The organism is Martelella sp. K41-7, from assembly GCF_055808365.1.
On record NZ_CM147867.1, the window covers coordinates 4147179 to 4170186 of the forward strand.

Sequence of the window (23008 nt, forward strand, 5' to 3'; positions counted from 1 at the left end):
TTATTCGATGACCTTCTTGGCGCTGTTCTTGATGCTGTCCGGAACCGTGATGCCCATGGCTTCGGCAGCTTTCATGTTGAGGAACAGATCCTGATTGCCGGGAACGACAACGGCGATTTCCGACGGTGTCTTGCCAGCGAGGATTTCGGCAACCATGTCACCGGTGACTTTGCCCATTTCGGCATAGTTGAAGCCAAGCGCTGCAACCGCGCCGCGCTCGACGGAATCGGTATCGGTGGTGAAGACCGGCAACTTGGCGCGCTCACCAACGGTGATGATGGCTTCGAGCACCGAGATCACCGAATTGTCGGTCGGCAGCAGAATGGCGTCAGCCTTGCCGACAAGGTTGCGCGCTGCATCCGGCACCATGGTCGACTGGGCGGCGGGGCTTTCAACGACTTCGAGGCCGAGTTCGGCCGCGCCTGCCTTGATGTCTTCGACCTGAACGACCGAGTTGGCTTCACCCGGATTGTAGATCACGCCGATGGTCTTGACGCCGGGAACCAGCGCCTGGATCAATTCGAGCGCAGGCTTTGGCGGCTGCTTGTCGGAGGTGCCGGTGATGTTGGCTTCGGGCGCTTCCGGGTTTTCGACAAGACCGGCGGCGACCGGATCGGTAACGGCGGCAAACACGACCGGCGTATCGCCCATCGAATTCTTCAGCGCCTGGGCCGATGGCGTGGAAATGCCAACCGTGACATCGGGTTTGAGGCCGGCGAACTCGGAAGCGATCTGGGTCTGGGTGGTCATGTTGCCCTGGGCCGAGCGGGCAACCACGGTGAGGTTATCACCTTCGGTATAGCCCTTTTCGGCGAGGCTTTCGATAATGCCCTCACGCACGGCGTCAAGCGCGGGATGTTCGACGATGTAAGTGATAGCAACCGTTTTCTCGTCGCTGTCCTGCGCCAGTACCGGTGCGGTGAAACCCGCCATCGCGGCTACAGCAGCGGTGGCCAGCACCGCAGTCTTCAGATTGAGCATTTCGAAACCCCCTGTCAGGATTGTTCTCGCGCGGTTTTGCGCGCTGTGATCACGCGGGGCAGTTTGGCCTGCCACCTTTCGCCGGTCAACGCCGGAGGTTGTTGCAGAGCCTTTTTCTCGCAGGTTTTCGAAGTCTTTGACCAGCCCCCTTGCGGTTTGCAAATCGCTGAAGGCACAGGTAACACAGTGATGAGCGGATTGATTGCTATTCGAAGACACGGACCACAGCAATGACACACGGCGAGATCAGGCTTGAGGACGGCTGGCGGGAGAAACTCAGCCCGGAATTCGAGAGTGCCTATATGGCAGAACTCAGATCCTTTCTGCTCGCGGAAAAGCGTGCCGGTCAGACCGTGTTTCCCAAGGGCACCGAATATTTTCGCGCACTCGACCTGACGCCGCTGGATCAGGTTCGCGTCGTGATCTTGGGCCAGGACCCCTATCACGGTCCAGGACAGGCCCATGGGCTCTGCTTTTCGGTGCAGCCGGGCGTGCGCGTTCCGCCTTCGCTCGTCAATATCTACAAGGAACTGGCAACCGATGTCGGTTTCCAGAAGGTCAATCACGGCTTTCTGGAGCATTGGTCACGTCAGGGTGTGCTGCTTTTGAACTCCGTCCTGACCGTTCGGCAGGCCGCCGCCGCCTCCCATCGCGGCAAAGGCTGGGAAAATTTCACCGATGCCGTCATCCGCGTGGTCAATGAAGAATGCCCCCATGTGGTGTTCATGCTCTGGGGCGCCTATGCGCAGAAAAAAGCGTCCTTCGTCGATCGGTCCCGCCACCTGGTGCTGAAAGCACCCCATCCTTCGCCGCTTTCTGCCTATAACGGCTTCTTCGGTTGCCGGCATTTTTCGAAAGCCAACCAGTTTCTCCTTGAGCAAGGGTTGGAGCCGGTGGACTGGCAACTGCCGGAAGACCCGGCGCAAGAATAGACCTCGCGGCGGAAATCCGGTGAAACCGGGGGATTAAGCCGGGCACCGCCTTATAATTTCTGTGGCGGTCTCTACATTACCCAACGGTCCGGGCTTATGGCTGCTTGACAGCCGGGCCTTTCTGCGGCCATGCGGTTTGACAGTTTTTCATAAGGCGGTTTCACATGAAGAAGAGCATCAACCCTGCCGGCGTTCGCAAGCCTTTCGGCAATTACAGCCATGGGTTCTACGTGCCGCCGGGTGCCGGCCTGCTGGTGACGTCCGGCCAACTCGGCATCGGACTGGACGAGGTCATTCCGCGTTCCGTCAGCGCCCAGGCAGAACTCTGTTTTTCGGCAATCGAAAAAATTCTTGCAGAGGCTGACATGGGGTTTGAGGATGTGATCCGCATTACCGGCTATGTCACCACGCGTGAGGATTTCCCGGCCTATATGGGTGTCCGCGACCGCTTCATCAGTGATCCGATGCCGGTATCCACGCTTTTGATCGTCTCTGGCTTCACCCGCGCGGAGTTTCTGGTCGAGGTCGAGGTTACGGCAGCCAAGCTGCCGTAACCCGGTTTCCTCTCACAGGGCGAGCGACCATACCTTCGCCGCTTTGACCGCGCCTTCGCGAATTCTGAGCGAATGGACGGGATCGAAACCGGCGATGCGCTTGGTTCCGGCCCAGCGGCCGTTATCGGCAAACACTTCAACAGACCCGATATCGAGAAACACCCGCAGATGGCTCGGATTAGCGCCCGGCGCGACGTAGTCGGGCGTCGGTGCCTTGGTATCGTCCATGTAAATCAGCCGCAGGCCTTCGTTGTCGACCTTGATCGTGATCTCGATATTGTTGTGGTAGAGGTCGAGCTCGAACGGCCCGTCATGGGGATCGAGTTCAATCACGATCTCGGCCTGGCCCGCTTCCAGCATCACAGGATCACCCGCCGCAAGCGCGCTGTCATCCAGCAACTGGTCGCGGAGCACCTCGACGCCTTCAATCGGCGGCGTCAGCAGCGTGCCGTCGGCAGCATCATAAACCAGATTGCGCGGCAGCGTCATCGCTGTCGGAAAGTCGATCTCCGGTGCGGCGTCAGCCCAGTTGGCCAGCCAGCCGATGCCCACCGGTGTTCCATGATCGAGGAAGGCCTGGAAGGCATAATTGTCGGTCACGAAGTCGAGTTCTTGCTCGAAGTCGGGCGTGAAGACTTTTCCGTCGAAATGGCCGACGGTCGCAAGGGTCAGGTTTTTGCGACCGGTTTCCTCATGATGGCTGTGCATCAGGCCACAGACCAGCACCCAATGGGTATGGGGATCGCCCGCCGGTCCGTCGAGCGGCAAAAGGCATGGGCATTCCACCACCTGGGTGTTGAACCGGCCTTCACGATGAAGGATGTCGACGAACTCCCATCCGCTTGCCGCCGTCAGATCTGCCGTCTGGTAGAGCAGGACAACGCCCTCTTCGCCCTGGCGGCTGCCGAGCAGCATTTTCCAATAGCCATCCGGCCCGCGGAAGACATAAGGATCGCGGAAATCGAGTGTCAGGCCCTCAAGCTCCGGACGTTTGTCGATCAAGGGCTTGGCCGCGCCCGCGAAGATCAGCGATTGCGAGGTGGCCACCATCTGGATTTCGCGCTCCGGATCGCGCTCGATCACGCTTTCGGTGAAGAACACGCGCACGCCGGCCGAATTTTCGAGTGGAATGGCCGAGCCCGAAAAAGCACCGCCGCGCTTGTCCGGTTTGGCGGTCAGTTCCTCTGAAGGAAACAGGAAGATCGGCAGGTGCCGCCAGTGCAGATAGTCCTCCGAGATCGCGTGGCCCCAATGCATGGTGTTCCATGTCAGACCGTGCGAATAATGCTGGTAGAACAGATGCGTCGAACCGTTGAAGCGTCCGAAACCATTCGGGTCATTCATCCAACCGAAGGGCGGGCGGAAGTGGTAGCTGCCGGGCGCCGGCGCGGGGGCGTTGGCCGCATGGGTGCGCAGAACGGTAATGCCTTCTTCCAGCACCTTGGCATCGGTGAACCAGTAGGCAACCGAAATCGTCGTGGTCTCGGGATCATAGGCGCATTCGAGTTCGCCGCCATGGGGCACGAAAAACATCCGGAATTCATATTCCTCGGAGTTCTGCACATAGACGTCGCCGAACACCCGCTCGTTCAACGATAGCCTGAGCTCGGCGGGGGCATGCGGATGAACCGCCTTCAGCCAGACATGAAGCACCGCGTTTACCGGCACAGTGCCGCGCAATTTGCGCAGGCGGGTCTCGTCAGCGGTTTTCTGCTCAAGTGTGGACATACGGCCTCATTTCCCGCGTCTGGCGCATGGCGGGTCCGAAAGCCCGGAAATATGCGCTATTCCTAAAGTGCCAAAGCGTATCTCACGCGCAAATGCGCCGCGTCGGGCGCTCCGGCCTCGCTCAAAAGAGCCCGCAAGCGCCTGTGAGGCGTACTTGCGGGACACGTCTAGACCTAGTGGCCTGAGCTGTGATGTAAAGGGGGAGGGTGACAGAAAGCTCAGAAAGCCTCCATCTCGGCCTTCACTTTGGCCAGAAAATCGGCGCGCGTCTCGTCCGTGCAGTTGTTCATGTCGTAATGCGCCATGAAGGAAACAGGCGCGCCGAGCTTGATCTGTGCGCGCAGAACGCGTTTGACGATCTTCTTGGGCGGATTGCCGGCCAGAAAGGCCCGCATCGGCGTTGCACCATAGGTGAACACGGCGGCGAGCTTGGTGATATGGCGCAGCGTCGGGGTCAGTTTTCCGTCTTCAAGCGCGAAGGAGACGCCCGGCAGCCAGACGCGGTCGAAATAGCCTTTCAACATGGCCGGAAAACCGAAATTCCAGACCGGGCTGACAATCACCAGCGCTTCGGCTTTCCTGAGCCGTTCGACATAGGAGGCGACCGGTCCGGTATTTTCCGGATAGTCGTGATAGCCGATCCGCTCTTCGCGGGTCAGCACCGGCTGGAAGCCTTCGCCGTAGAGGTCGCAGTCATCGACCTCGTGGCCTGCCATTTTCAGGCTCTCAACGACTTGTGCATGCAGTGCCGCGCCATAGCTGGTTTCCACCGGATGGCTGAAAAGTACGAGAACGCGCATCTCACTCGGCTCCCGTCTCGGAAAGGCCCTTGAACAGGAAGTTCTTGCCGGCCTTGAAGTCAAAATCCGGGTTTTCCCAGGCGATCATCTTGCCGGGGTTCAACAGGCCCTTCGGGTCGGTTTCCTTCTTGAAGGCAAGCTGCTGCTCGTCGGTCTGCTTCATGCCGCCTTCTTCCAGCGTATAGCGATGCGGGTTGAAGATCGGGCAGCCGTGGTCCTCATGGATGCGGATGATCTCTTCCAGCCGCTCTGCTGTGGTGTAGCGCACCAGCGGCAGGCCGGAACACTGGATGGCGCCGTCAAAACGCAGAAACTCCAGATGGCCGATCACCTCGTCGCCGAAAAGTTCGGTCATTTCCTGAACTTTGGCGACATGATCGGGGCCGGGATACTGAACCTGAAGATAGGTGAACGCATCCGGCTCCATCTTCAAAGCGCGCAGCGTTGTGTGGTTCCAGCCAAGTTCATACGCACGCGGCAGGCCACGCAGGCTTTCCGCCTCATCGGAGCGGAAGCGGATTTCGCCCTTGTAGAGGTTTACCAGCGCTTCGAACGGCTCCATGGAATGCGGCGCGACCATGACGACGGAAACGGCTTCGCCTTCCTTTAGGTATGGCTTGTGGCGGTTGAAATAGGCATAGGGCACAGGCGCGGCGATCGGGGCGATTTCCTTGACAAGAATGCCGCTCGATTTTGCCAGCCGGTCGGAAAACCGTACTGCATCCATGTAACTGTCGTGGCCGACCATCACATCCACCCAGTCATAGGCGGGCGCGAGCGGCATCTCGACTTCGGTAATAATGCCGTTGGTGCCATAGGCATGGCTGACCTTGAGAAGGTCCCGAGCCGTCAGCTCCATCACGCGCGGCTCTTCTTCCAGCGTCACGATCCTGAGACGCAGCACATTGCCGAGATCGCGAAGGCCTCCCCAGTGAACCGAACCGACACCGCCGGAACCGCCAGCAATGAAGCCGCCAAGCGTGGCACTGGCCGGTGGTCGAGGGATGGAACCGCAGTTCCTGACCGGACTTTTCCTTCAACTCTTTGTCGAGCTGGGCACAGATGATGCCGGCTTCGACGACCACGCGGCCGGGATGGATTTCCTTTATCGCGTTCATCTTGGTCATGTCGAGCACGATACCGCCGGAAAGCGGCATGCACTGGCCGTAATTGCCGGTGCCGCCGCCGCGCGCGGTGACCGGAACATCATGTTTGAAAGCGACCTTCAGGATCTTGATCAGCTCGTCTTCATTCTTCGGCGAGACCACCAGATCACCGGTCACGCTTTCAAGCTGTTGCTTGAGAATGGGCGAATACCAGTAGAAATCCCGGCTCTTGCGCAGAACCATGTTGGGATTGTCTTCGATGGCGATGCCCTCGAGTTCGGTCTTGATCTGTTGATAGTCCGGCATGTTCACTTATCCATCAGCGGGTCAAGTTCGCGGTAATCCGGCAGGCTGCGGTCGATGCCCATGCCATTCCGCATCACGATGCGGTCGGCCTGCGGACGGGAAAGGAATTCGCTCCAGCGCCGTGCGCTGAATAAAACGAGGTCGGCGGGGCCGCCTTCGGCAATCACACCGCGTTCGGGGCGCCCGAGAATTTCGGCAGGCGTGCGGGTGATGATCCGGGCGGTCTCATCCAGCGGGTGGTCGAGTTGGAGAATGCGCACGGCCTCGCGGATCACCTCAACGGGATCAAGATCACCATAGGCATAGAAGGGATCGCGGGTATTGTCGGAGGAAACGGCGGTTTTCACGCCTGCGGCGGCCAGTTCCTTGAACAGTGTGACCCCGCGCCAGCGCGGCGTGCGGCCTTCGTGGCGGTCCTGCAGATACATGTTGCACATCGGCAGCGAGACAACGGAGAGCCCGGCCTCGGCCACACGGTCAATGGTGCGCTTTGCCGTTTCGTCATCCTGGCGCGCCAGCGAGCAGCAGTGACCGACGGTAACTGCACCCTCAAACCCGTTGCGGAGCTTGGCATCGGCAATGCGGCCAAGCGTCAGCACTTCGCGGTCTTCGGTTTCGTCAACGTGCAGATCGATGTCGAGACCGTTCTCGCCGGCCGCCTGAAACATCCGGTCAAGCCGCTGATCGAGGTCCGGCAACATCTGAGTCACACCGCCGACCAGCCCGTTATGGCGTTTCAGAAGCGTGATCAGATCATCGAAGAAGGGCTCGAAGATCATATCGATGGCAAATAGGGCGACTGCCTGAAGCTCAATCCGATCCGCCCATTTCTCGCGGATGTGCGAAAACACCTCGAAGGAGATTTCGTGCTGGGGCGGCAGGCTGTCTATATGGGTGCGCAGCAGGCCCGTGCCGTGGGCATAGGCCGATTTCAGCGAGAATTCCATGCGGGCGGCGACATCGTCGGCGGACCAATTTGCCTGACGGTCGGCCATCACGTTTTCAAGCGCCCCCATGAAGGTGCCGTCGGGATTGCGGCGGCGCTCCCAGATATGGCCCTTGTCGATATGGGTGTGCATGTCGGTGAAGCATGGCCACACCATGCCGTCGCGCATATCGGCGGCGGGAAGGGCCGCTGGTGCGGTGCCGGACGGCAGGATGGCGTCAATCTTGCCATTTTCGACCACAATATCGGCAGAAATCAGGCCTTCCTTCGCCTGGAGGCCGCTGGCATCCGCAAGGCAGACAGCGGGCACGCTCGCCCGTAAGAGCGCAAATGAGCGCGCTTCCGGCAGTCTCATGAAATCCGGCATCAGTTTTCCCTCTTGAGGCTGCTTTCGTGCCAGCGGTGCAGGAACAGCCAGGAAATGAAGGAGGTGAGCGCAAAGATCGCTACACCGAGACAGGCAAGCATGAACAGGGCCGCAAACAGACGCGGAATGTTGAGTCGGTATTGCGATTCCAGAAGCCGGAAGGCAAGGCCAGATCCCGCACCTGCGGAACCCGCCGCAAATTCGGCAACCACGGCGGCAATCAGCGCCAGCCCACCGCCAATCCTGAGACCGGTCATGAAATAGGGCATCGAGGCCGGCAGTTTCAGGTGGATCAGCGTCTGCCAGCGTGAGGCGCCGTAGAGCTCGAACAGGTTCAACAGGTTGTGGTCAACGCTCTTCAGCCCTTGCGCCATGTTGGAGAGGATCGGGAAGAAGGCGACCAGAAAGGCGCAGATCAGAAGCGCGATCTGGGTTGTCGGGGTGTAGATCAGGATCAACGGCGCAATCGCCACGATCGGGGTGACCTGAAGGATCACGGTGATCGGGTAAAGCGCGGTCTCGATCCAGCGCGACTGCACCATGATCACGGCGATGCCGACCCCGCCGACAAGGGCAAGGCCGAGCGAAATGAAGGTGATCTTGGTGGTCACCCAAAGTGCCGGTGCAAGCGTTCCCCAATCCTCGAAGAAGGCTTCAAGCACTAGCAGCGGGCCGGGAAGGATGTAATGCGGCGTTTGGTAAATGACCACGATCGCCTGCCAGATTCCCACCAGAAGAGCGAGGACTGCGGCCGGAATCAGGATTTTCAGAATGGTCTCGCCGTGGCGGGACCAGAAGCCGGGTCTGGCATAAGCGGATCCGTCGTGCTCAATGGCGCTCACCTTGTCGCTCATCAGTGTTCTCCTCCTGCCGCGTGGATCGCGCCCTGCAGCGCATGGGACACTTTCGCGCAGGCCTGGTGATATTCATCCGAGGAGCGGTAGTCCTCATCGCGGATCTGACTGGTGTCGAGCGCAAAATCGTCAAAAACCTGTCCGGGACGGGCGCGCATCACCACGATACGATTGGAGAGGTAGGCGGATTCGAACACCGAATGGGTCACGAACACGACGGTGATGCCGGTCTCGTGCCAGAGCCGCAGCACATCGTCGTTGAGCCGCTGGCGGGTGATCTCGTCGAGCGCGGCAAATGGTTCGTCCATCAGCAGAAGTTTCGGCTTGGTCACCAGTGCGCGGGCAATCGAGACGCGCATTTTCATGCCGCCGGACAGCTCGCGCGGATAGGCGTTGGCGAAATCCTGCAGGCCGACGGTCCTCAGGATTTCCATGATTTGGTCGCGCACGCCGGATTGCGACTGGCCGCGCAATTTAAGCGGAAGGTAAACATTGCCGAACACCGTGGCCCAGGGCATCAATGTCGGTTCCTGGAACACGAAGCTAATATCGCCTTCGGGGCGGCCCTTGGCGGAAATGCGCGAGCTTGGCCAGTCGATTGCTCCACGGGTGACATCGCCGAGTGCGGCGATGATCCTGAGGGCGGTAGACTTACCGCAGCCGGACGGGCCGAGCAGGCTGACGAATTCACCCTGGCGCACTGTGAGCGACATGTCGTTGAGCGCAACCGTGCCGTTGGAGAAGATCTTGGTGACATGCTCCATCTTCACAAGCGGCTTGTGGAGGGGCGGCGCTGCCTGGGTCTCGGCACTTGCGTTCGGCATGCGGTTATCCTGCATTCAGTTCAAAATGCCGTTTCGCGCCGGGCGACGCGAAACGGATGTCGGGGCAAGCCCTGTTTACTTCATCAGGTCCATGCCGACGCCCTTGCACACGAACTCGGTGGTGAAGCCCTTGGTGTAGTCGAGGTCGGCTTCAAACAGGCCGATATCGACCATGTCTTCAAAGAAGGTCTTGTAGTGGGCGTCGGTGATGCAGCCGATGCCGCCTTCATCAGCGTCGCCGGAGACAACGATGCCGTATTCCTTCATCTTCTCGATGGAATAGGCGATCTGCTCATCCGTCATTTCCGGGTTGTCGGTCTTGATCAGTTCGTTGGCAGCGGCATTGTCACCGTAGAGGTAGTTGTACCAGCCCTCAATCGAGGCGTCGACGAAGCGCTGGACCAGGTCCGGGTTCTCGTCAACCAGTTTTTGCTGGGCTGTGATCATCGTGGAGTAGGGCGAATAGCCACTGTCGGCGAGAAGGAAGACCTTCGGCGTCCAGCCGGCTTCCCTCTCGACCGAATAGGGCTCTGAGGTCAGGTAACCCTGCTGTGCGGACTGCGGATCGGCGATGAACGGGGCCGGGTTGAATGTGTAAGGCTTGTACTGGGCGTCGTCGAAGCCCTCGAAATTGGACTTCATCCACTGAAAGTAGGAAAGATACCCGTCCTTGCCCATGAAGATGGTCGGCAGTTCTGCCAGATCGGCGAATTCCTCGATGTCCTGGTCGGGATGCGCCATCAGGATCTGCGGATCCTTCTGGAAGATTGCGGCGACATCGATGACCGGGATTTCCTCGACCACAGCGTCAAGCTCGCCCTGCGGCGATCCCATGTAGAAATCGACCTTGCCGGCAATCAGCAGCGCGCGGTTGGCGGATTGTGGGCCGCCCTGCACGATGGTGACGTCCAGTCCGTATTTCTCATAGGTGCCGTCGGCGACGGCCTGATAGAAGCCTCCATGCTCGGCCTGCGCCAGCCAGTTGGTGCCGTAGGTGACCTCGTCCAGTGCAAAGGCGGGCGTTGCAGACGCTGCCATAAGGGCAACACCGGCAAACGCGGCGGTCTTTGAGGTGGTCGACATAAGCTATTCCCCTTCGCTTTTCGTCGTGAAGCTTTCCATCATTGCATTTGAGCGGCTTCACCGCTCTTTGAGAAGCATCAATTTTCGTCCGCATTGATGCTTTTTTTGCACAAGCCTTGTGATTGTTATAATTGTAGTCGAACTGCGCAAAAATTGTTCAACTCGCTTGAGTTTACGCCCATGCTGCACTCCAGGAAACTGCAATATATCGATGAAATTGCCAGATGCGGGTCTATCCGCAAGGCCGCTCAGCGGCTCAACGTCGCCTCGTCGGCTGTCAATCGGCAAATTCTTGCGCTGGAAGAGGAATTCGGGGCGCCGCTGTTCGAGCGGCTGCCGCGGGGATTGCGGCTGACCGCGGCCGGCGAAATGTGCGTCGAGCATATTCGCGAGGTGCTGAAGGGCTATGAGCGGCTTGAATCGCGTATTCGCGCCCTGAAGATGCCGCAGGCCGGAAAGGTGACACTGGTGGCGACTGTCGGGCTGGCGGCGGGCCCGCTGCCGGACATCATCGGGCGTTTTGTTGATGAAAACCCGCGTATCCGCATTCATTTGCGTTCCGATGGCGGCACTACGACGATTGCCAATGTGCTGACCGGCGATGTCGATCTCGGTCTCGGCTTCAACATTCCGCCGACACCCGGCATCCGCACGCTCGCCTCTTTCGATGTGCCGATCGGCGCGGTGATGCCGCCGGATCACCGACTGGCGAAGGAAGAGCGCGTCAATGTTTCCGATATCGTTCAGGAGCCGCTGGTTCTGGCGCAGCCCGGCACCAGTCTGCGCCATGTCATCAATCTGGCGCTGTCACCGCTTTCGCTGCCGATCGAGCCGGTGGTCGAGACCAATGCCTCGGAAATGCTGAAAGGTCTGGTCAAGCGCGGTACGGGGCTGACCTTTCTTAATCCGCTCGATGTCTATGTCGAGTGCCAGAAGGGTGAGCTTGTATTCCGCCCGCTCGCCGATCCGCATGTGCGCCATCAGCCGATGAAGCTGTTTTCCCGCGCCCGCTCGCCGCTGGATGCGGCGAGCAGTCTGTTTGTCGATTACCTGCTGAAGGAGATCTCGGTGATGATCGAGACGCTTCAGGAGCGCAACCATCTGCCGCCGTCGCCGGGCTGAGCGCGGTGCCGGAAACGGATCAGGCCGGTGTGTAGAGCTTATCGAGCGGATAGGCGACGACATCCTCGACCAGTTCGATGAAGCCGTCGATCTGGTGGCGGGCAATTGCCGCGCCCTTTTCGGCCGTCGCGATTGATGCATTTCCGAGTGCGCCCTTCGGGTTGAGGTCGTGAGCGACCCAGGATAGCGCATTGGGCGGTGTCGGCTGCAGGCGGCGGGTGTTTTCCTTCTGCCATTTAGCCAGCGACACGAAGTTCTCGGCATTTTCCATCTTCACAAGCTCTGGCCGGAAATGCAGCATCAGCGAGGTTTCGACCTCGCCGCCGTGAATGCCATAGGTGCGCTCTTCCTCACTGATCATACCTTCCGGTGTACCAAAACGGGCCCACTGGGTGGCAACCGCCATCATGTTGAAGCGTACCCGCATTTCGCGCCCGACAATGCTCATCACATCGAGATTGCCGCCATGGCTGTTGACCATGATGATCTTGCGAAGGCCGGCCGCTGCCACCTTTTCGCCAATTGCCGTCCATGCGGGGATCAAAAGCTCTGCGCCGAAGGAGAGCGTGCCGGGGCCGTGGATATGTTCGTTGGCCTTGCCGATCTCCTGTACCGGTAGCACCAGAACGCCGAGGTTGTCCGGCAGGTTTGCCTGAAGCGTGTCGAGCATGCCCTGGGCGATCGCGACATCGGTGGCAACGGGCAGATGGGGGCCGTGCTGCTCGGTCGAGGCGAGCGGCAGGATAGCGACGGTGGTCGCCGGGTCCAGAGCGCTGAATTCCGGGCTTGTCAGTTCGTTCCAGTAGAAGCGCTTGGCCATGTCAATCAACCTGTTTTGATGTTCCCGCGCCGCATCCTGCGTGCGGCTTCAAAACAGGTGTAAGAAAAACATCATGCGGGCAAAAGCATCGTTTTGTGTTCCGTCCGCTGCCTTTTTGCGCGCGCCTCTCAGGTCTCTTGCGGTTTTCCCCATTCCGCAAGGGCGATGCCGGCAATGGCAAGCACGAAGGCAATGGCGTGGTAGCCGGCAGGGCTCTCGCCAAGCACAACGACGGCGAGGATCATGCCGAAGACCGGAATGAGGTTGATGAACAGGCCTGCCCGGTTCGGTCCGATCATCTCCACGCCGCGGATGAACAGTATTTGCGAGATCAAGGACGGGAAAACACCGATATAGATGATTACCCCGAAGCCGGTGAGGTCATGTGGCAGCATGGCGAGACCGAGGGCCGCCTCCGTTGCTACCATCGGCAGCGAGGCGATGAAAGCGCCGAGGAAGCAGGCCATGGCCATCGCCCGCCAGTCGAGTTTGGGTTTGAAACGCAGGGTAACCGTGTAGAGCGAATAGCACAGCACAGCTATCAGGATGAGAAGATCGCCGAAATTGATATCAAGACTGAGCAGGCGTGCGAGTTCGCCATGCAACACCGTAACCGCAACACCGGCAAGAGTGAGCGCGAAACCGGCAAGCTGCGCCAGTGAGGCGCGGACGCGGAAGAACAGGAAGTTCAGGGCGAAGATCAGGATCGGGGTCGCGGCCTGGTCGATTGCGCCGTTGATAGCGGAGGTGAACCTGAGACCGGAATAAAGAAACGCATTGTAACTTGCAAAACCGACAGCGCCAAAGGCAAACAGGATTGGCCAGTTCTTCTTGACGGCGGGCCAGTCTTTGTGAATCTGCGGCATGGCGAAGGCCGACATGATGAGTGCCGCGATCCCCCATCTGAGCGAATTCATCACCATCGGAGATACATGGCCGATGGCCAGCCTGCCAACGATGAGGTTCCCACCCCAAAAAAGTGTGGTTATCGTCAAAAGAAGATAGGCGCGCCATTGCATGGCCATAGTCCCTCAATTGGCTCATCCTCGGTCGTAACTTCAAGCAAGAAGGGATGATGGTTTTACGGCGCTCCCCGCATAGTCCGCCGCAAGTGCCGGTGTCACGAGAAAATTTTGCGGGCTTGCGGGCAAGGGGAGTCGCAATATAGGTAGTGGGTGGTTATAGATGCTGCGGTTCAGCCGCAGGTGAGGCATCGGTTTCTAGGTAGGTAAAATGACAAATGTTGTAGTGGTCGGCTCGCAATGGGGCGATGAAGGCAAGGGCAAGATCGTCGACTGGTTGTCCGAACGCGCCGATATCGTGGTGCGCTATCAGGGTGGCCACAATGCCGGCCATACACTGGTGATCGACGGCGTCAGCTACAAGCTGTCGCTTTTGCCCTCAGGCGTCGTGCGTGAAGGCAAGCTTGCCGTCATCGGCAATGGTGTCGTTGTCGACCCCCATGCTTTGATAGCCGAAATCGGCCGTCTGGAAGCCCAGGGCGTGGCGATCTCACCGGAAAACCTCAGAATAGCGGACAATGCGACGCTGATTCTGTCGCTGCACCGCGAGCTGGATGGCATGCGCGAGGATGCCGCTTCCAATTCCGGCACCAAGATCGGCACGACGCGACGTGGTATCGGTCCGGCCTATGAGGACAAGGTCGGCCGTCGCGCGATCCGCCTTATGGACCTGGCGAATCTGGAAACGCTGCCGGCAAAGGTCGACCGGATGCTGACGCATCACAATGCTTTGAGACGTGGCTTCGGCGTGCCGGAGATCGAGCATGCCGCAATCATGGAAGAACTGACCTCGGTTGCCGATCAGGTCTTGCCTTTCCGCGAAACCGTCTGGCTGCTGCTCGACAAGAAGCGCCGTTCCGGTGCGCGCATCCTGTTCGAGGGCGCGCAGGGCACGCTGCTCGATATCGATCACGGCACCTACCCCTTCGTCACCTCTTCGAACACGGTCGCCGGTCAGGCTGCCGCCGGTTCAGGCATGGGGCCGGGCGCGCTTGAATATGTGCTTGGCATCACCAAGGCCTATACCACCCGCGTTGGCGAAGGGCCGTTCCCGACCGAGCTTCATGACGAGGTTGGTCAGTTTCTCGGCGAGCGCGGACATGAGTTCGGTACGGTCACCGGGCGTCAGCGTCGCTGTGGCTGGTTCGACGCCGTGTTGGTGCGCCAGGCCGTCGCCACCAACGGCATCACCGGTATCGCGCTCACCAAGCTCGATGTACTAGACGGTCTCGACGAATTGAAAATCTGTGTTGCCTATGAACTTGATGGCGAGCGGGTCGAGGCGCTGCCAGCCAGCCAGGGGGCGCAGGCGCGGGTCAAACCGATCTACATCACGCTTGAAGGCTGGAAGGAATCTACTGTTGGCGCGCGCAAATGGGCCGACCTTCCCGCACAGGCTGTCAAATATGTACGACAGGTTGAAGAGCTGATCGGTGCACCGATTGCGCTTCTATCCACAAGTCCCGAGCGTGATGACACCATTCTTGTGACCGATCCATTTGAAGATTAAGCAAAAATAATAGTATTGTCGCGGAAATGACCCGCACAATAGGGGTAATCAATGGCGGATTTCACAGCAGTCATTCGACGTGCCGTCGATGGCCTTCCGGAACAGTCTCCAGAGTTGCGCGCGCGCGTTTATGAAAAAGCGCGCTCCGCCGTCGTCCGGCAGATGGAAAATATGTCTCCGGCCCCGCCCGAGGCATTGATCAAGCGCCAGATCGACAAGATCGACGCTGCCATCGCGGAGGTCGAGAGCGAATTCGCCGAGGCTCTGCCGCCGGTAGAGGACGAGCTGTCGGTCGAGCCTGAAGTAGAAGCGCCCGACAACGCCCCGGCTGAGTTGAGCGGTGAAGCCGATGGCGATGAGCCCGTCCGCTGGCAGTCTGATGCCCCCAGGGATGATGCAGAGCAGCATGAGCCAGAAGAGCGGCAACCCTCACCCGAGGACGCTGTTCATTCTGCTTCTGAGCATAAAGAGTCTTTCGACCAGATGCCCGCCGACGGCGATAACAATCGCGAAGCGGAAGACGAGCCGTATTCCGAAGAACCGCTGCATGAGAACGAAAAGCTCCACGGGGCGACTTTCGAGGCGGTCAGTGCGCCATCCCACGTTTCCTATGAGGATGACGATCCGGAGGATGATGCGGCCAATTATTCTTATGACGAGCCCGAGGATGAAGACGACAGTGATGTCGGAACGGTCATTGTCGAGCCTGATGATGAAGACCAGGAACTGGTCCGGGAGGAGGAGCTGGACGAGCCGGTCAGCGAATGGCAGCTCGAGGCGACAGCCGTCCCGCCGACCTCTTTTGAACCGGCTCCGCCGCCGCCGCGCCGCTCCGTCCCTGAAAAGGACTGGGCACATGTCGACAGCCTTCTCGGGCTGGAGCCGGAGGATCCGGGTGACGGGTTCGGCGATTATGATGAAATGGCGGGCGGTGAGGAACATCAGCATTCCGCCGATCACGACACCGGTGGCAAGCGCCGGGTTCTTCTGATTGCCGGTGCGGCCGTTATCGCGCTGGTCCTGGCGATAGGCGGTTACTTCGCCTGGGATAACCGGAACAGTATTATTGCGGCGATCTCGCCGGCCGATCGGGATCAAACCGTCGTGGAAAGCACGGCAAGCCAGCCGGACGCGACACCTGCTGAACCTGCCGGGACGGAAACGGCGGAGACCGAGAAGCCCTTCACACAACGACTTCTTCCCGATGGAACAGAGGTCGATGAAGGCCTTCCGGCGGCCGGTGCCTCCTCCGGTCCGGCGCGGTCCGTTGCCAATCAGACCTCGGCATCGGCGCCGGCGGAAACGGTTGCCGCAGCGCCGACATCCGATCCTTCGCCGCCCGTTGGCGCCGCCCAGAAAATGTATCTTTATGAGGAGCAGCTTGGCCAGTCGGTTCCCTCTGCCTTCGAGGGTTCGGTAGAATGGGAACTCAAACAGGAAAATACCGGAACGGCGGTCTCCGAACCGGTGGTCGAAGGTGTGCTGAATGTACCCGATGCCGGTCTTTCCGGTGTTTTGACGTTCCGTCGCAACGATGATCCCTCGCTGCCAGCCAGCCACCTCATCGACATTTCGTTTACGCTGAACGATGATTTTAAGGGCGGGGCAATCGATAATGTGCAGCGGATGTCGATGAAGGGAACCGAGGCCGCGCGTGGCGATCCGCTGATCGCGGTTTCCGCCAAGATCACCGACGACCTCTATATGCTTGCGCTGAATGATTTCGATCAGGCCCGTGCCCAGAACCTCGCGCTTTTGGGAGATCGTAACTGGATCGATATTCCGGTGACCTACCGCAACGGCCGCCGGGCGCTGCTGACGCTGGAAAAAGGCACCACCGGCATGGCGATCTTCAACAGGGCAATCCAGGAGTGGCGGGCGCTCGGCGATATCAATGACGGCAATTGACGCTGTCTTTTGACGGCAGCAAAGGCGCTCCGAAGGGCCAGAGAAGGAGACGATCCGGTGGAAATCACCCTTGCGCAGGCACTCTCCCGGCGTCGCACCGTTAGAGCATTTGCCGAACAGGCCATACCGCAGCGCACCCTGAAACAATTGATATGGGCTGCACAGGGAACAACCGGCGAGAATGGGGAAAGGACTGCGCCTTCCGCTCACGCGCTCTACCCGCTTCGTCTGTTCGTTCTGGCAAGCAGGGTCAGCGGTCTCGACAGCGGTCTGTATGCGGTGGAGCCTGCCGGGCTTGATCTGAAAATTACCGGTCGTGCCGATCTGCGGCCGGATTTGTGCAAAGCGGCGATCGGTAATCCTGAGTGGATTGCGGACGCCGCCTGCATTATTGTCATTTGCGGCGATATGGCGACCCCGGCGCAGGCGTTTGCCGAACAGCGGCCTTATGGGGCCCGCGGCGAGCGCTATGTCTATCTGGAAGCCGGCGCGGTGGCGCAAAACATCCAACTTCAGGCCGTGGCGGAGGAGCTGGGCAGCGTTCTGGTCGGAGGGTTCAGCGATGAAGCCACCGCCGATGTCCTCGGGCTGGCAGCGCCGCTTGTACCGCTCGCCCTGATGTGCGTGGGTTATGCGGACGTTGAAATCTGATACGGCGTCGTTTGGTTGGCAAGGCCGAAGCGTCTGGCGTGAATGAGCAAAATCGCCCCCGCAGTGTCCTGCGAGGGCGATAGAAGTTGCAGACGTCAGTTCACAGGTCCTGATCCCAATCAGGACTGAAACGAACTTTTCTCATTCAGACGCGTCGTTGCCGTCGCGCACTGCGCGCACCGCGCGGGCGTTAGCGGTAACCTGCTTCTGCACCGCGTCCTGCACCTTCTCAAAGGCGCGCACCTCGATCTGGCGGACGCGCTCGCGGGAAATGTTGAACTCGCCGGAAAGCGATTCCAGCGTTTCAGGGTCTTCGGAAAGACGGCGTGCCACGAAAATTCGTTTTTCGCGATCGTTTAGCAAACCCATCGCAGATGACAGCATGTCGCGGCGATTTTCGAGTTCATCCTGATTGACCAGAATGTCTTCCTGGCTGTCGTTTTCATCGACAAGCCAGTCCTGCCACTGTCCGCTTTCGCCCTCTGTCGCGCGGATCGGTGCGTTGAGCGAGGCGTCACCTGACAGGCGGCGGTTCATCGAAACGACTTCTTCCTCGCTGACCTTGAGTGTGGTTGCGATCTCGGTAACCTGCTCAGGTTTCAGGTCACCGTCCTCGATCGCCTGGATCTTGCCCTTGAGCCGTCGCAGGTTGAAGAACAGCCGCTTCTGATTGGCGGTCGTGCCCATTTTGACAAGCGACCATGAGCGCAGGATGTATTCCTGGATGGAGGCTTTGATCCACCACATAGCGTAGGTGGCCAGCCGGAAACCGCGTTCGGGATCGAATTTCTTTACGGCCTGCATCAGGCCGACATTGCCTTCCGAGACGACTTCACCGATCGGCAGGCCGTAGCCGCGATAGCCCATGGCGATCTTGGCAACGAGGCGGAGATGGCTGGTCACAAGCTGATGTGCGGCGCCGCGGTCGTCATGTTCCTGAAAGCGCTTGGCGAGCATATATTCCTGCTGCGGCTCCAACATCGGGAATTTGCGGATTTCCTCGAGATAACGGTTGAGACCGTTTTCTCCGGCGCGAATGCTGGGTAATGTATTGGCCACTGCTTTCACCCCCTTGGTGTGTCTGACCGTTCCATGAAACATGGCATGGCAGCGCGGTTTTGCCCCGCGAACCTGTTACCGATTTCATGAAGGTAAAACGGGATTTAAGTATGGCAATTCCGTGTTTCAAGGTTCTCAAAGGGTGAACACTCCATTCACTGGAATGTTTCTGCCTATTCTGCGCCGAAAGCCTTGCAAAGGGCGGCCATGTCTTCAGGGAGGGCAGCCTCGAACGACATCTCCTCACCCATTGCTGGATGTTCGATGACCAGAAGGGCCGCATGCAGCGCCTGTCGGGGAAAGCCGCGCACAAGCGAGCTGGCCGGCTCATCCAGAAGGTTTGCCTTGGTCTTGAAGCCCGAGCCGTAAAGATTATCGCCGATCAGAGGATGGCCGAGATGGGCCATATGAACACGGATCTGATGGGTGCGGCCGGTTTCCAGCCTGCATTCGACAAGGCTTGCAAGCGCAGTGCCGTCCTGCCGCTCGCCGAAGCGCTTCTCGACAGTGTAGTGGGTGATTGCAAAGTCTGCATTGGCGCTGTCTGCGGATTTCACGGCGCGGCGGATCCGGTCTGATCCACGGCCGAGCGGTGCATCGATGGTGCCGTGAAGACTGCGCGGCCGGCCCCAGATCAAGGCCTTGTAGGCGCGTTTGAGCGGCCCTGTGCGGCCGTGATCGGCAAATTGCGCGGCAAGCGCCTGATGGGCGGCGTCGTTCTTCGCCACGATCATCACGCCAGTGGTGTCTTTGTCGAGGCGGTGGACGATGCCAGGCCGCTTGACCCCGCCAATGCCCGAAAGCGTATCACCGCAATGATGGATCAGCGCGTTGACCAGCGTTCCGGTCCAGTTCCCTGCACCGGGATGGACGACAAGTCCCGCCTGCTTGTTGATCACGATGATATCATCGTCCTCGTGCAGAATATCGAGCGGAATATCCTCGCCTTCCGGTTCGGCTTCTTCCGCTTCCGGAACAATAATCGTGATTTCGGTGCCGGGCTTGACCTTGCGACTCGGCTCCGTTGCCGGAGTGCCGTCAATGCTGACTGCCCCCTTGCCGATCAACGCCTTGATGCGGGTGCGTGATATGCCGTCACCCATTTGGCGTGCGACAAACGCGTCGAGGCGCTCTTTCGTCCCGTCGGGAACGAGAAAGACTTTTCTATCGGCCTCTGTTTGTTTAAAGGGAGCGTCTGTCATCTGAGTGTTTGCCAAGGGCTGGTTCAAGACTGGCGCTTGTATGCGAAACAACGCCGTGGAGCAATGGACAATGTCGCAACATAATATCGAAGACCAGGAAGAAGAACAGCCGCTTGATCCGGCCGTCGAACTGGTGCGGCGTCGGATGCTGAGGCTGCAGATCGTTTCCGCCCTGATCATGATCGTTTCGCTGATGGCCGTTTTCGGCGCGATCCTCTACAAGGTTTTCGATAAATCCGCCGACGAAAAGGCAGCGGTTGCGTCATCCGGCGCGATCGTGCCGGCCGATGCGCCGCGAGCGCTGACGGCCACGCTGCCGCGTGGTTTTGTGATCGTCGATATCAGTTATGGGAATGGTCAGGCACTGATATACGGCCAAAAAGAAAATGGCGAGCAGACCTTCTACCTGTTCGATCTCAACACCGGCCGGATGGCGGCCGACGTTGAAATTCGTTTCGACTGACGCCCTGATGGCAGCTGCCCCGATTTCGATACTGGACGCGGAAGACGAACGGATAGCGCCTTTCCGGGCGATCCGGGAAAAAGATCTGGTCGGACGCCGCGGCCTTTTTATCGCCGAGGGCACCGTGGTTTTGCGTGTGCTTTGCGAAGCGCATGGCAGGGGCCGTTTTGTCGCTGATCGCATTCTGGTGCTGGAAAACCGGTTTGCCGGCATCGCCGATGTCGTTTCAGCCTTTCCTGACGATGTGCCGGTGTATGTCTGCGGGGCGGCGGTGATGAATGCGATTGCGGGTTTCGACATGCATCGCGGTGTGCTGGCGCTTGGCCGGCTGGCCGACACGCCATCGCCCGCCGGGATGATTGCCGCGCTGCCGGACAATGCCCTGGTTGCGGTCGCGGTCGGCCTTTCCAACCACGACAATGTCGGCGGTATTTTCCGCAATGCCACAGCCTTTGGCGCCGATGCCGTGCTGCTCGATGAAACCTCATGCGATCCGCTTTATCGCAAGGCGCTTCGGGTCTCGGTCGGGTCGGTACTGACAATGAAGTGGAGCCGCGGCGGCAGCGTTGAGGAAATTCTGACGGCGCTCGACGCCTCAGGCTTTCAGGTCGTCACCCTTTCGCCCTCGGGCGATCAGGCGCTTCATGCGCTTCAGCCAGGAAGGCGCACGGCGCTGGTGCTGGGAACAGAAGGTGAGGGGCTGCCGGTGGAAATTCTCAAGACCTTCCGTCCGGTGCGCATTCCGCAGGCGCCCGGGCTCGACAGCCTGAATGTTGCCACCGCGGCTGGAATTGCGCTCTACCAGCTCGCGCTTTCAACTGGTCGCATCGGCTGATCCGCATTCAGTCTTTGCCGTTTTCCCGGATGTTTTTCAGCGCGCGCGCGGCAAGGTTGATGCGCGTGTGAGAACTGCCGCTCTCGTTGTCGCGGGAAAGTGCGTCCAGGAGCGTCTGTTTTGATCCGCTATCATGCGCATAGGCGATCATCATGGCCGCAAGCTCGGCAAAGGCTTGCCTCAGCGCCTCATCCTCCCGGGAAGAGCCGGCAGCAGCGTCCACCCGAGCGCAAAGCGCAGCGTACCGCGCCTCGATTTCGCGCTTTTGTGCTTCAGGATCGACGACCAAGCCGAGTTCTCCGCTCAGAAGGGGTTCCAGGTCGGCTTCTGGGTCAGCTTCAGATAGCCGACATTGACGCCGAGACGCGCGCCGACGCCGGAGCGCACGGGCACGATAACGATATTGCGGTTGGTATAGACCTGCATCGAAAAACCGGCAACGACATAGGCTGAGCCGGAGACGCCGCCGTAACGACGAAAGAGGTCTGGTACCGACGGCAGGTTATAAACCAGCATCATGACCCGCGAGCCATCGCCGCCATAATCGATGCCGAGAGAGGGACCTTGCCAGAACACCTTGTGTACACCGGCATTCTTGGTGTTGAGCTGGCCTTCGCCATAGGTGAGGCCTGCAATGAAAGCACCGGAGCCCTCAGAACCGAGAATATAGCCGTTGGGGAGGCCATATTTGGAAAACGCATTCTGCATTGTGGACGCCAGTCCGGAACTGGCGGAACCGAAGAAATTATTGCCGGCATCAATTACTTCATCGGCGGTAAAACCACCATTTTGATGTGGCTGCACGGGTGCTGGCGGCTGTTGCTGGGTCTGGGCACTTGCCTGCAGGGTGCTAAGCGCCGTCAGCAAGAGCAGGGCGATAAAGAGGGTCGAAACGGACCTCAGGGCTGTTCTGGCAAGCATGGCGGTTCCATTCCTGTTGCTTTCTGGCATGACCGGGCGCGACGCCATTGCCTTTTTCTGTGGATGTGGCAAGCGTGGTGCCCAACGCCATTGTGAGGGAGACCTCTTAACAATGGATTTACCAAACACAGTGATTTTTCCCGGGAGCCTCCGGGAAGGGTATCAGATGCCCATGGCTTGATGTCCGGTCCAATCGGAAGGAAATTTGCAGCGATGAAGAATCCGAATCTGACGCTGAGCGGCGCCGACCTGGCAGCACTTCTGGCAAGCCGTATTTGTCATGATGTGGTGAACCCCATCGGTGCCGCCGGAAATGGCCTCGAACTTCTCGATGCGGGCGGTATGGACGATGAGGCGCTTAATCTGGTCCGTCAGAGTGTCCTCAGCGCCACAGTCCACCTGAAGTTCGCCCGAATCGCCTTCGGTGCGTCGGGTACACTGGATACGCCGCTCGATACCGGCGAGGCCGAGATCGCGGCTCAGGACCTGATCGGGCTCAACAAGCGTTTGACCCTGAACTGGACCGGCCCAAGGGTTAATGCACCCAAAGGCAGGGTCAAGCTGTTGCTGAACCTGTTTCTGGTTGCCCAATCGACAGTCCCGCGCGGTGGCACGATTGATGTCGGTCTTGATGCGGCCGGCGATATCTTCGCCTTCATCATTCGGACACGTGGTCCCTATGTGCAGCTGCCGGCCGATTTTTCCCGCATTTATGGCGGCGTGATGGAGGACCCGATCACTTCGCACAATGTCCAGCCCTATTTCACCGCACTTCTGGCGGAAGAAACCGGCATGTCGGTGGAATTCGTCGTCAATGAGGGCGAAGTGGTGTTCGAGGCGAAGCCCGTGGTCTGAGCTCCGCCTCCCCGAGGAAATTCTGCAGCGCAACAAAACGCAATCCAATTTTCGTCAAGCTTTGCCACTAGCGTCTGATGGTTCAGCCTACCGGAAACGGTCGCACGCGAAACAATTTCGATGGTGCAGCGTTTCAGTGAAGGTTGTGATCACACTGTT

At 59.4% G+C, this 23008-nt stretch carries 22 protein-coding genes and 1 pseudogene; 9 read left to right on the top strand and 14 right to left on the bottom strand.

The features are described 5' to 3' along the window. Nucleotides 1-972: an ABC transporter substrate-binding protein gene (locus AC0L7L_RS19660; RefSeq protein ID WP_473514016.1), complete on the bottom strand. Its 972-nt coding sequence runs from the start codon at nucleotides 970-972 to the stop codon at nucleotides 1-3. 239 nt (nucleotides 973-1211) lie between these two features. Between AC0L7L_RS19660 and ung the strand changes: the two genes are divergently transcribed. After that, the gene (ung, locus tag AC0L7L_RS19665; protein WP_473510905.1) at nucleotides 1212-1913 is read left to right on the top strand and encodes a uracil-DNA glycosylase; all 702 of its coding nucleotides are present in this window, start codon (nucleotides 1212-1214) and stop codon (nucleotides 1911-1913) included. Nucleotides 1914-2077: 164 nt separating this feature from the next. Then, a complete protein-coding gene (locus tag AC0L7L_RS19670; protein ID WP_473510907.1) occupies nucleotides 2078-2467 on the top strand; it encodes a RidA family protein in 390 nt (129 codons plus the stop codon). 12 nt (nucleotides 2468-2479) lie between these two features. On the opposite strand, the gene AC0L7L_RS19675 is transcribed toward AC0L7L_RS19670, so the two are convergent. From AC0L7L_RS19675 to AC0L7L_RS19705, 7 genes and pseudogenes are all read right to left on the bottom strand, one after another. Next, the gene (locus AC0L7L_RS19675) at nucleotides 2480-4195 is read right to left on the bottom strand and encodes a GH32 C-terminal domain-containing protein (RefSeq protein WP_473510909.1); all 1716 of its coding nucleotides are present in this window, start codon (nucleotides 4193-4195) and stop codon (nucleotides 2480-2482) included. A 218-nt stretch (nucleotides 4196-4413) separates the two neighbouring features. Next, complete coding sequence (locus AC0L7L_RS19680) at nucleotides 4414-4995, bottom strand: NAD(P)H-dependent oxidoreductase (protein WP_272213830.1); 582 nt, start codon at nucleotides 4993-4995, stop codon at nucleotides 4414-4416. Between the two features lies 1 nt (nucleotide 4996). Next, nucleotides 4997-6407: pseudogene (locus AC0L7L_RS19685) on the bottom strand (FAD-binding oxidoreductase). A gap of 2 nt (nucleotides 6408-6409) precedes the next feature. Continuing rightward, on the bottom strand, nucleotides 6410-7720 hold the full coding sequence (locus AC0L7L_RS19690; RefSeq protein ID WP_272213832.1) for a cytosine deaminase: 1311 nt from the start codon (nucleotides 7718-7720) through the stop codon (nucleotides 6410-6412). Further along, nucleotides 7720-8574, bottom strand: coding sequence for an ABC transporter permease (locus AC0L7L_RS19695; protein ID WP_272213833.1), 855 nt, complete (start codon nucleotides 8572-8574; stop codon nucleotides 7720-7722). The genes AC0L7L_RS19690 and AC0L7L_RS19695 overlap by 1 nt, the downstream gene beginning before the upstream one ends. Then, complete coding sequence (locus AC0L7L_RS19700; RefSeq protein ID WP_473510912.1) at nucleotides 8574-9398, bottom strand: ABC transporter ATP-binding protein; 825 nt, start codon at nucleotides 9396-9398, stop codon at nucleotides 8574-8576. The genes AC0L7L_RS19695 and AC0L7L_RS19700 overlap by 1 nt, the downstream gene beginning before the upstream one ends. A 75-nt stretch (nucleotides 9399-9473) precedes the next feature. Next, entirely contained in the window at nucleotides 9474-10481 is a 1008-nt protein-coding gene (locus AC0L7L_RS19705; protein WP_473510914.1) for an ABC transporter substrate-binding protein, read from the bottom strand. Nucleotides 10482-10661: 180 nt separating this feature from the next. On the opposite strand from AC0L7L_RS19705, the gene AC0L7L_RS19710 reads away from it, so the two are divergent. Then, complete coding sequence (locus AC0L7L_RS19710) at nucleotides 10662-11603, top strand: LysR family transcriptional regulator (RefSeq protein WP_272213836.1); 942 nt, start codon at nucleotides 10662-10664, stop codon at nucleotides 11601-11603. Between the two features lie 19 nt (nucleotides 11604-11622). On the opposite strand, the gene AC0L7L_RS19715 is transcribed toward AC0L7L_RS19710, so the two are convergent. Together AC0L7L_RS19715 and AC0L7L_RS19720 are read right to left on the bottom strand one after the other, a co-directional pair. Further along, nucleotides 11623-12423, bottom strand: coding sequence for a creatininase family protein (locus tag AC0L7L_RS19715; protein ID WP_272213837.1), 801 nt, complete (start codon nucleotides 12421-12423; stop codon nucleotides 11623-11625). A 128-nt stretch (nucleotides 12424-12551) separates the two neighbouring features. Then, nucleotides 12552-13442 carry a DMT family transporter gene (locus AC0L7L_RS19720; protein WP_473510917.1) on the bottom strand — a complete coding sequence of 297 codons (891 nt, stop codon included), beginning with the start codon at nucleotides 13440-13442 and terminating at the stop codon, nucleotides 12552-12554. A 214-nt stretch (nucleotides 13443-13656) separates the two neighbouring features. On the opposite strand from AC0L7L_RS19720, the gene AC0L7L_RS19725 reads away from it, so the two are divergent. Genes AC0L7L_RS19725 through AC0L7L_RS19735 form a run of 3 tightly spaced genes read left to right on the top strand, consistent with a single transcriptional unit; the run spans nucleotide 13657 to nucleotide 17514 of the window. Further along, the gene (locus AC0L7L_RS19725; RefSeq protein WP_473510919.1) at nucleotides 13657-14955 is read left to right on the top strand and encodes an adenylosuccinate synthase; all 1299 of its coding nucleotides are present in this window, start codon (nucleotides 13657-13659) and stop codon (nucleotides 14953-14955) included. Between the two features lie 51 nt (nucleotides 14956-15006). Then, the gene (locus AC0L7L_RS19730) at nucleotides 15007-16863 is read left to right on the top strand and encodes a hypothetical protein (protein ID WP_272213839.1); all 1857 of its coding nucleotides are present in this window, start codon (nucleotides 15007-15009) and stop codon (nucleotides 16861-16863) included. A gap of 57 nt (nucleotides 16864-16920) precedes the next feature. Further along, the gene (locus AC0L7L_RS19735) at nucleotides 16921-17514 is read left to right on the top strand and encodes a nitroreductase family protein (protein WP_272213841.1); all 594 of its coding nucleotides are present in this window, start codon (nucleotides 16921-16923) and stop codon (nucleotides 17512-17514) included. A gap of 141 nt (nucleotides 17515-17655) precedes the next feature. Here the strand turns inward: AC0L7L_RS19735 and rpoH are convergent, their stop codons facing one another. Beyond that, nucleotides 17656-18573 carry an RNA polymerase sigma factor RpoH gene (gene rpoH / locus AC0L7L_RS19740; RefSeq protein ID WP_272213842.1) on the bottom strand — a complete coding sequence of 306 codons (918 nt, stop codon included), beginning with the start codon at nucleotides 18571-18573 and terminating at the stop codon, nucleotides 17656-17658. A gap of 173 nt (nucleotides 18574-18746) precedes the next feature. Further along, complete coding sequence (locus AC0L7L_RS19745; RefSeq protein WP_473510922.1) at nucleotides 18747-19775, bottom strand: RluA family pseudouridine synthase; 1029 nt, start codon at nucleotides 19773-19775, stop codon at nucleotides 18747-18749. 70 nt (nucleotides 19776-19845) lie between these two features. Here AC0L7L_RS19745 and AC0L7L_RS19750 point away from each other — a divergent pair, with 70 nt between their 5' ends. Continuing rightward, a complete protein-coding gene (locus AC0L7L_RS19750) occupies nucleotides 19846-20238 on the top strand; it encodes a hypothetical protein (RefSeq protein ID WP_272213843.1) in 393 nt (130 codons plus the stop codon). Between the two features lie 7 nt (nucleotides 20239-20245). Further along, the gene (locus AC0L7L_RS19755) at nucleotides 20246-21073 is read left to right on the top strand and encodes a TrmH family RNA methyltransferase (protein ID WP_473510925.1); all 828 of its coding nucleotides are present in this window, start codon (nucleotides 20246-20248) and stop codon (nucleotides 21071-21073) included. A 7-nt stretch (nucleotides 21074-21080) separates the two neighbouring features. Here the strand turns inward: AC0L7L_RS19755 and AC0L7L_RS19760 are convergent, their stop codons facing one another. After that, nucleotides 21081-21362: a hypothetical protein gene (locus AC0L7L_RS19760; protein WP_473510927.1), complete on the bottom strand. Its 282-nt coding sequence runs from the start codon at nucleotides 21360-21362 to the stop codon at nucleotides 21081-21083. 14 nt (nucleotides 21363-21376) lie between these two features. Continuing rightward, nucleotides 21377-21994: a DUF1134 domain-containing protein gene (locus AC0L7L_RS19765; protein WP_272213847.1), complete on the bottom strand. Its 618-nt coding sequence runs from the start codon at nucleotides 21992-21994 to the stop codon at nucleotides 21377-21379. A 213-nt stretch (nucleotides 21995-22207) separates the two neighbouring features. Here AC0L7L_RS19765 and AC0L7L_RS19770 point away from each other — a divergent pair, with 213 nt between their 5' ends. After that, a complete protein-coding gene (locus tag AC0L7L_RS19770; protein WP_272213848.1) occupies nucleotides 22208-22849 on the top strand; it encodes a histidine phosphotransferase family protein in 642 nt (213 codons plus the stop codon). Nucleotides 22850-23008: the final 159 nt, after the last annotated feature.

What these genes read in the sequence shown, in the direction of transcription:
- ung (WP_473510905.1), top strand. Translation starts at nt 1,212, where the DNA reads ATGACACACGGCGAGATCAGGCTTGAGGACGGCTGGCGGGAGAAACTC.
- AC0L7L_RS19670 (WP_473510907.1), top strand. Translation starts at nt 2,078, where the DNA reads ATGAAGAAGAGCATCAACCCTGCCGGCGTTCGCAAGCCTTTCGGCAAT.
- AC0L7L_RS19675 (WP_473510909.1), bottom strand. Translation starts at nt 4,195, where the DNA reads ATGTCCACACTTGAGCAGAAAACCGCTGACGAGACCCGCCTGCGCAAA.
- AC0L7L_RS19680 (WP_272213830.1), bottom strand. Translation starts at nt 4,995, where the DNA reads ATGCGCGTTCTCGTACTTTTCAGCCATCCGGTGGAAACCAGCTATGGC.
- AC0L7L_RS19690 (WP_272213832.1), bottom strand. Translation starts at nt 7,720, where the DNA reads ATGCCGGATTTCATGAGACTGCCGGAAGCGCGCTCATTTGCGCTCTTA.
- AC0L7L_RS19695 (WP_272213833.1), bottom strand. Translation starts at nt 8,574, where the DNA reads ATGAGCGACAAGGTGAGCGCCATTGAGCACGACGGATCCGCTTATGCC.
- AC0L7L_RS19700 (WP_473510912.1), bottom strand. Translation starts at nt 9,398, where the DNA reads ATGCCGAACGCAAGTGCCGAGACCCAGGCAGCGCCGCCCCTCCACAAG.
- AC0L7L_RS19705 (WP_473510914.1), bottom strand. Translation starts at nt 10,481, where the DNA reads ATGTCGACCACCTCAAAGACCGCCGCGTTTGCCGGTGTTGCCCTTATG.
- AC0L7L_RS19710 (WP_272213836.1), top strand. Translation starts at nt 10,662, where the DNA reads ATGCTGCACTCCAGGAAACTGCAATATATCGATGAAATTGCCAGATGC.
- AC0L7L_RS19715 (WP_272213837.1), bottom strand. Translation starts at nt 12,423, where the DNA reads ATGGCCAAGCGCTTCTACTGGAACGAACTGACAAGCCCGGAATTCAGC.
- AC0L7L_RS19720 (WP_473510917.1), bottom strand. Translation starts at nt 13,442, where the DNA reads ATGCAATGGCGCGCCTATCTTCTTTTGACGATAACCACACTTTTTTGG.
- AC0L7L_RS19725 (WP_473510919.1), top strand. Translation starts at nt 13,657, where the DNA reads ATGACAAATGTTGTAGTGGTCGGCTCGCAATGGGGCGATGAAGGCAAG.
- AC0L7L_RS19730 (WP_272213839.1), top strand. Translation starts at nt 15,007, where the DNA reads ATGGCGGATTTCACAGCAGTCATTCGACGTGCCGTCGATGGCCTTCCG.
- AC0L7L_RS19745 (WP_473510922.1), bottom strand. Translation starts at nt 19,775, where the DNA reads ATGACAGACGCTCCCTTTAAACAAACAGAGGCCGATAGAAAAGTCTTT.
- AC0L7L_RS19750 (WP_272213843.1), top strand. Translation starts at nt 19,846, where the DNA reads ATGTCGCAACATAATATCGAAGACCAGGAAGAAGAACAGCCGCTTGAT.
- AC0L7L_RS19755 (WP_473510925.1), top strand. Translation starts at nt 20,246, where the DNA reads ATGGCAGCTGCCCCGATTTCGATACTGGACGCGGAAGACGAACGGATA.
- AC0L7L_RS19765 (WP_272213847.1), bottom strand. Translation starts at nt 21,994, where the DNA reads ATGCTTGCCAGAACAGCCCTGAGGTCCGTTTCGACCCTCTTTATCGCC.
- AC0L7L_RS19770 (WP_272213848.1), top strand. Translation starts at nt 22,208, where the DNA reads ATGAAGAATCCGAATCTGACGCTGAGCGGCGCCGACCTGGCAGCACTT.